Below are 7500 nucleotides of genomic sequence, written 5' to 3'. Positions count from 1 at the left end.
TCCAGTTAAACGTTGCAGACGCATATCTAAAATCGCTTGCGCTTGTTTCTCACTTAAACCAAAACGTTCCATTAAGCCTTGCTTGGCAATATCTGCCGTTTTTGAACTACGAATTAACGTAATAACTTCATCAAGATGATCTAAAGCAATTCGTAATCCTTCTAAAATATGAGCACGTGCTTCTGCTTTTTCTAATTCATAAGCAGTACGTCTACGAATTACTACCTTCTGATGCTCTAAATAATGATATAGATTTTGTTTTAAATTTAGTACTTGTGGCTCCCCATTTACAAGAGACAACATATTAATACCGAAACTTGTTTGAAGCGCTGTATGTTTATATAGATTGTTTAATAGTACGTTTGCATTAGCATCACGACGTACTTCCATGACAATACGCATACCATTACGATCTGATTCATCACGTAAATCTGTAATACCTTCAATTTTCTTATCGCGAACTAATTCTGCGATTTTTTCAATTAATCGTGCCTTATTAACTTGATAAGGTAGTTCAGTTACGATAATAGATTGTTTACCGTTTGACTTCTCTTCAATTTCAACCTTAGCACGAAGCATAATGGAACCGCGACCTGTTTCATAAGCTCTTCGAATTCCACTTCTTCCTAAAATTAAACCTGCCGTCGGAAAGTCTGGACCGGGAATATATTCCATTAATTCCGCGATAGTAATATCAGGATTATGACTTAATGCCAGCACACCATCAATTACTTCGCCAAGCTGATGCGGCGGTATATTTGTTGCCATACCAACAGCAATACCTGTTGTACCGTTTACTAATAAATTAGGGAAACGCGCTGGTAGTACTATCGGTTCTCTTTCGGAACCATCATAGTTATCTTGATAATCAATTGTATTTTTTGAAATATCACGTATTAATTCCATAGAAATCTTAGACATTCTTGCCTCTGTATAACGCATTGCCGCTGCTGAATCTCCATCTACAGAACCGAAGTTACCATGCCCATCTACAAGCATATAACGTTGACTAAAATCTTGCGCCATACGTACCATTGTTTCATAAACGGCTGAATCACCATGAGGGTGATACTTACCGATTACTTCACCGACAATACGTGCTGATTTCTTATACGCTTTATCAGCTGTAATTCCTAAATCATTCATCGCATATAAAACCCTACGATGCACAGGTTTTAATCCATCACGAACATCTGGTAATGCACGAGATACGATAACACTCATTGCGTAATCTAAAAATGAGGTACGCATTTCATGACTAATATTAATTTCTCGAATTCGTGCTTGTTGTTGATTGTCTGACATCAACGAGCACCTCCTCTTACATTTCCGTTACACATACATTGATTTATATGTAGAAGACAGGAATACTTAGATTCCTGTCATTACTCATTTAAATATCAAGGTTCTTCACGTATTTTGCATTCTCTTGGATAAAGTTACGACGTGGCTCTACTTTATCTCCCATTAAAATTTCAAATGTTTCGTCTGCTTCAATTGCATCTTGAAGGGAAACTTGAAGTAATGAACGTACTTCTGGGTCCATTGTCGTCTCCCATAGCTGAGTTGGATTCATTTCCCCTAGACCTTTATAACGCTGAATCCCTGGCTTAGGTTGGGCCGGTAATTCTGCTAAGATTTTTTCAAGTTCCTTATCGTTGTAAGCATATTGAATTTTTTTACCTTGTTGTATTTTAAACAACGGCGGCTGTGCAATATAGATATAACCACACTCAATTATTTGACGCATATAACGATAGAAGAACGTTAATAATAGGGTACGAATATGTGCACCATCAACATCGGCATCGGTCATAATAATAACTTTATGATAGCGTGCTTTTTCAATATCGAAGTCTCCACCAATATTTGTACCGATCGCCGTAATAATTGTACGAACTTCATCATTTGATAAAATCTTATCTAAGCGTGCCTTTTCCACATTAATAATTTTACCCTTCAGCGGTAAAATTGCTTGGAAATGACGATCGCGTCCTTGTTTTGCAGATCCACCCGCAGAGTCACCCTCTACGATGTAAATTTCACTAATTGCTGGATCTTTCGAAGAGCAATCAGCTAATTTACCAGGTAAACTTGAAACTTCTAACGCACTCTTTCGACGTGTCAATTCACGCGCTTTTTTCGCAGCTACACGTGCACGTGCAGCCATCGTACCTTTTTCTACAATTTTTCGCGCTACATTAGGATTTTCTAGTAAGAACTTTTCAAACGCCTCTGAGAATACAGACTCTGTAATTGTTCTCGCTTCACTATTCCCAAGTTTTGTCTTCGTTTGTCCTTCAAATTGTGGATTTGGATGCTTGATTGATACAATTGCTGTTAAACCTTCACGAACATCCTCACCAGTTAAATTACTGTCCGCATCTTTTAAAATGCTATTTTTACGACCATAGTCGTTGATTACACGAGTTAAAGCTGTTTTAAAACCTACCTCATGTGTACCACCTTCATACGTATGGATGTTATTCGTAAATGAGTAAATATTATTTGTGTATCCCTCGTTATATTGAAGAGAAACCTCAACCTGAATACCATCTTTTGAACCTTCTACGTACACAGGCTCTTCATGAATCGGTTGTTTTGAGCGATTTAAATGCTCAACGTATGATTTAATTCCACCTTCGTAATGGAATTCTTTCTTTTGCTTATGTTCACGTTTATCTTCAATTGTTAATTTAATATTACGATTTAAAAACGCTAATTCACGCATACGAGTTGCTAACGTATCAAAATCGTATACTGTTGTTTCTTGGAAAATTTCCGGATCTGGTTTAAATCGAGTTATTGTTCCTGTTTGATCTGTGTCACCAATGACTTTTAAATCCGCAACCGGAATACCTCTTTCGTATTTTTGGTAATGGATTTTACCTTCACGATGTACAAATACTTCTAATTCTGTTGATAGAGCATTTACAACCGATGCCCCAACACCATGTAAACCACCAGAAACTTTATAACCGCCACCGCCAAATTTACCACCGGCGTGGAGAACAGTCATAATAACTTCTACAGCTGGACGTCCCATTTTTTCTTGTATACCAACCGGAATACCACGCCCATTATCCGTTACACGAATACTATTATCTTCTTCGATACTAACATTAATTTCATCACAATAACCTGCAAGTGCTTCATCAATACTATTATCTACGATTTCCCACACAAGATGGTGAAGCCCTTTTCCACTTGTAGATCCAATATACATACCAGGGCGTTTCCGAACTGCCTCTAGTCCTTCAAGCACCTGTATCTGACTTTCATCATATGCATTTTCTTGCATTTGCTTTTGTTCCATTGACACAAAGATCACCTACTTTTCCATTTAAACAGGGGTTATTCCCTATCTATTTCACAATCTACAGTGCCGTTCGTTACATGAATTGTTTTCGCTTCTTTTAATGTTTCGTGTTCAATTCCGTCGACACTCGTCGTTGTAACAAATGTTTGCACTTTTCCTTGAATTGTATTTAAAAGATGTGATTGACGATAATCATCTAATTCTGATAAAACATCATCCAACAAAAGGATTGGATATTCTTTAACCTCTGAATAAATCAATTCAATTTCAGCTAATTTTAGGGATAGTGCGGTCGTTCGTTGTTGTCCTTGCGAACCAAAGACTTGAACATTTTTACTATTAACGAAGAATTGTAAATCATCACGATGAGGACCAATTAAAGTCGTACCACGGAAAATTTCACGTTGTTTCACAGATTGAAAACTTTCATAGTATACTTCTTTTATTTTCGACAAATCCATTGATTCTGATACATCTACACTTGGTTTATAGACAATTTCTAACTCTTCTAATCCACGGCTTATACCTCGATGAATTGGAGCTGCCCATTCCTGTAGCAAATGCAAAAATTCAAAACGTTTTTGCAGTATCTTCGCACCATGCTCAATTAGTTGAAGTGTAAACACATCCAACATCGTTTCCTCATTCTTACTATTCCCTTGCATTTTTTTCAACAAATGATTTCGTTGCGTGAGCACCTTTTGATATTGACTTAATTCATACAAATATACAGGAGCTATTTGTCCTAATTCCATATCTAAAAAGCGTCTTCTTACTTGAGGGCTTCCTTTTACAAGATTTAAATCTTCTGGGGCAAACATGACAACATTCATCACGCCAATATATTGACTTAACTTTTGTTGTTCAAGTTGATTTAATTTTGCCTTTTTACCTTTTTTCGAAATATTTAATTCCAAGGACAAAGAACTGTTTCTTTTTTGTAATTTCCCTTTTATTTGACCAAAATCTTCATCCCAGCGGATAAGTTCGCGATCATTAGAGGTTCTATGAGATTTCGCCATCGCTAAAACATAAATAGCTTCCATCAAGTTAGTTTTCCCTTGTGCATTTTCGCCGATAATTACATTTACCTTATCTTCAAAGGAAAGCTCTAATTTTTCATAATTGCGATAGTTTTTTAATTGTATTTCTGAAATAAACAAAGGGCTCCCCCTTTATGCCTGAACTTGGAAAGTTCCGCTTCCTGGAATTTCAATAACATCATTCGCATATAGTTTGCGACCTCTTCTATTTTCAAGTTCGTTGTTCACGTACACTTCATATTCTTGTAAAAACCATTTTACAGCGCCACCTGTATCAATTACATCAGCTAACTTTAAAAATTGTCCTAGTGTAATATACTCTGTTGAAATTTTAATACGTTTCATAAAATCGCTCACTTTCTGAAAGTGTTCATTCTTTCATTGTACTAAATAAACTAGCATTAGGAAAGTAATACCCAAAAATCAAATAAGGGCCACTAGCATCTTTAAACTAGCAACCCTTATTCCTTACCTAGTAAGTACGAACCGGTAAAATTAATTGAATAATTGAATCATCATTTACTGTACGAATTAAGAACGGTCTCATTGCCCCAGTAAAGCTAACTTTAATCTCTGTACTATCCAAAGCTTTTAATGCATCCATCATATATTTTGCACTAAAAGATATTTTTAACTCTTCTCCATCTACTTTTTCGCATTGTACTTCTTCGACAACTTTTCCGATTTCTGGTGAATTCGAAGAAATCTCTAGCATTTCTTGCTCTAAAGTTGATAATTTAACAACGTTATTGCGGCCATCTCTTGCTAATAGTGAAGCACGATCAATTGCTTGTAGGAATTCTTTTGTATTCACAAAAATATCCGTTTTACTCTCTGCCGGAATTAAACGTGTCGTATCAGGATAATTTCCTTCTAACAATCTTGAGAAGAATAATAAATGTTTTGTACGGAATAATACTTGATACTCCGTAATAACGATATCTACCATTTCTTCAGACTCATCTAAAATTTTACTTAATTCATTTAAGCTCTTACCTGGAATAACAACATTAGCTTGGAACTCATCTGCAATATTATGTCCTTCAATTTTTGCTTTTCTAAGTGCCAGTCTATGACTATCTGTTGCAATACAAGTTAACTCGCTGTTATATACCTTCCAGTTTACACCTGTCAAGATCGGTCTTGTTTCAGAAGTAGAAACTGCAAATACAGTTTGTCTGATCATATGTTTAAGTAAATCTGTTGGTATTTTAAATACATGATGTTCTTCAATCTGTGGCAGTAACGGATATTCTGCAGAATCTAAACCATTTAAGTTAAACTCTGATTTTCCAGATTTTATTTTTGTCATAAAATGATTTTCCACAGAAATTTCGACAGTGTCTTTAGGTAGTTTTTTTACAATCTCACTAAAATATTTTGCTTGTAAAACAATGCTTCCTGATTGAGCTATTTCTACGATTTCTTTTCCATCTTCTTCGACTGGAATAAACGATTCAATAGAAATATCAGCATCGCTTCCTGTTAATGTAACCCCTTCTTCAGTAGCTACAACTTTAATTCCCGTAAGGATGGGGATTGTTGTACGAGAAGAAACTGCCTTCATTACATCTTGTACACCTCTTACAAGATAGTCTTTTTGTATTGTAAAACGCATAAAGAAAAACCTCCGGTAAGTATAAGATTTTATTTAATTAATAAAGATAAAAAAATAGTAGTAATAGTAATAGGGCTTGTGGATATGTGGATAACCTCTATAAAGGATGTAAAAACAGTCTATCTACATGTGGATAGACTGTGCGTAAAACAAGGTAAGTTATTCACACTATTCAGCTACTACTTTAAAATACCATTAATTTCTTCAACTTGCTTTTGTAATTGCGTATCGGTTTTTAGTAGTTTAGAGATTTTTTCATGGGCATGGATAACTGTTGTATGATCACGTCCACCAAATTCTTCACCTATTTTTGGTAAAGAGGAATCTGTAAGCTCGCGCGATAAATACATTGCAATTTGGCGAGGAAACGCAACTGATTTTGTACGTTTTTTCGCTTTAAAATCTTCTAATTTCACTTGATAAACATCCCCGACAGCTTTTTGAATATCATAAATAGAGATAATTTTCGGCTTAGAATTTGGAATAATATCTTTAAGTGCTTCAGCTGCTAAATCAGCATTAATATCTTTATTAATTAAAGATGAATAAGCTACAACTCGGATAAGTGCACCTTCTAATTCACGAATATTTGAATCAATTTGATTTGCGATATAAAGCATAACTTCATTTGGTATATCAAGCCCTTCAGCTTTTGCTTTTTTGCGTAAAATCGCAATTCGTGTCTCTAAATCTGGTGGCGTAATATCTGTAATAAGTCCCCATTCAAAGCGGGAACGAAGACGATCTTCTAAAGTCGGAATTTCTTTTGGTGGTCGATCACTAGAAATTACAATTTGTTTACTTTCTTCGTGTAATGCATTAAATGTATGGAAAAACTCTTCTTGAGTTTGTTCTTTTCCAGCAAGAAATTGAATATCATCTATCAATAAAACATCTACGTTGCGATATTTATTACGAAAATCAACAGCTTTATTATCACGAATAGAGTTAATAAATTCATTCGTGAATTTTTCTGATGATAAATATACAACTTTTGCATTTGGATTATGTTCAATTACATAATGACCAATCGCGTGCATTAAATGCGTCTTTCCAAGCCCAACTCCCCCGTAAATAAAGAGTGGATTATACGCTTTAGCTGGCGCCTCGGCTACAGCTAATGAAGCTGCATGGGCAAAACGGTTACCAGAACCGATAACAAATGTATCAAATGTATATTTTGGATTTAACATGCTCTGTGGTAAATGAGCTGAATCATCTTGTGCAGGATTCCGCTTAACTGGAGGAAGATCAATGTCCTCTTCAGCTTGACTTTGGGGAATAATAAAGCGAATTGCTAATTTTGCCCCTGTTAAATCGTATAGTGTTTCTGAAATTAGTTCTGAGTAATGAGATTCTAGCCAGTCACGAGCAAATTCATTTGGAGCTGTAATCGTTAATACGTCTTTCTTCAAGTTATGAGCCGTTGTTGATTTTAACCATGTCTCATAACTAGGCTTGCTTACCTTTTTTTCTAATTCTTTTAAGGCACTATTCCATAAATCAGAGATATTTTCCAA

6 protein-coding genes (1 of these 6 only partly in view) are annotated in these 7500 nt (G+C 35.4%); all 6 read right to left on the bottom strand.

The genetic code is table 11. The features are described from left to right. Nucleotides 1-1305 carry the 5' portion of a DNA gyrase subunit A gene (gene gyrA / locus MHB52_RS00030; RefSeq protein WP_001282864.1) on the bottom strand. It extends 1167 nt beyond the left edge of the window, so 1305 of the gene's 2472 nt are visible here — the first part of the coding sequence; it begins with the start codon at nucleotides 1303-1305; its stop codon lies off the left edge, out of view. Between the two features lie 88 nt (nucleotides 1306-1393). Next, on the bottom strand, nucleotides 1394-3316 hold the full coding sequence (gene gyrB / locus MHB52_RS00025; RefSeq protein ID WP_000435982.1) for a DNA topoisomerase (ATP-hydrolyzing) subunit B: 1923 nt from the start codon (nucleotides 3314-3316) through the stop codon (nucleotides 1394-1396). 38 nt (nucleotides 3317-3354) lie between these two features. Then, nucleotides 3355-4482, bottom strand: coding sequence for a DNA replication/repair protein RecF (gene recF, locus MHB52_RS00020; protein ID WP_000470745.1), 1128 nt, complete (start codon nucleotides 4480-4482; stop codon nucleotides 3355-3357). Nucleotides 4483-4494: 12 nt separating this feature from the next. Then, a complete protein-coding gene (gene yaaA / locus MHB52_RS00015; RefSeq protein WP_000821364.1) occupies nucleotides 4495-4707 on the bottom strand; it encodes a S4 domain-containing protein YaaA in 213 nt (70 codons plus the stop codon). A gap of 127 nt (nucleotides 4708-4834) precedes the next feature. Beyond that, entirely contained in the window at nucleotides 4835-5980 is a 1146-nt protein-coding gene (dnaN, locus tag MHB52_RS00010) for a DNA polymerase III subunit beta (protein WP_001212884.1), read from the bottom strand. A gap of 179 nt (nucleotides 5981-6159) precedes the next feature. Then, on the bottom strand, nucleotides 6160-7500 hold the full coding sequence (gene dnaA / locus MHB52_RS00005; protein WP_000428018.1) for a chromosomal replication initiator protein DnaA: 1341 nt from the start codon (nucleotides 7498-7500) through the stop codon (nucleotides 6160-6162).

This window comes from Bacillus sp. FSL K6-0073 (genome assembly GCF_038006085.1).
Taxonomy (GTDB): domain Bacteria; phylum Bacillota; class Bacilli; order Bacillales; family Bacillaceae_G; genus Bacillus_A; species Bacillus_A cereus.
This window is presented reverse-complemented; position numbering and strand designations above follow the sequence as displayed.

Excerpts from the sequence above, each read along its gene's own strand:
- gyrB (WP_000435982.1), bottom strand. The coding sequence starts at position 3,316 with ATGGAACAAAAGCAAATGCAAGAAAATGCATATGATGAAAGTCAGATA.
- yaaA (WP_000821364.1), bottom strand. The coding sequence starts at position 4,707 with ATGAAACGTATTAAAATTTCAACAGAGTATATTACACTAGGACAATTT.
- dnaN (WP_001212884.1), bottom strand. The coding sequence starts at position 5,980 with ATGCGTTTTACAATACAAAAAGACTATCTTGTAAGAGGTGTACAAGAT.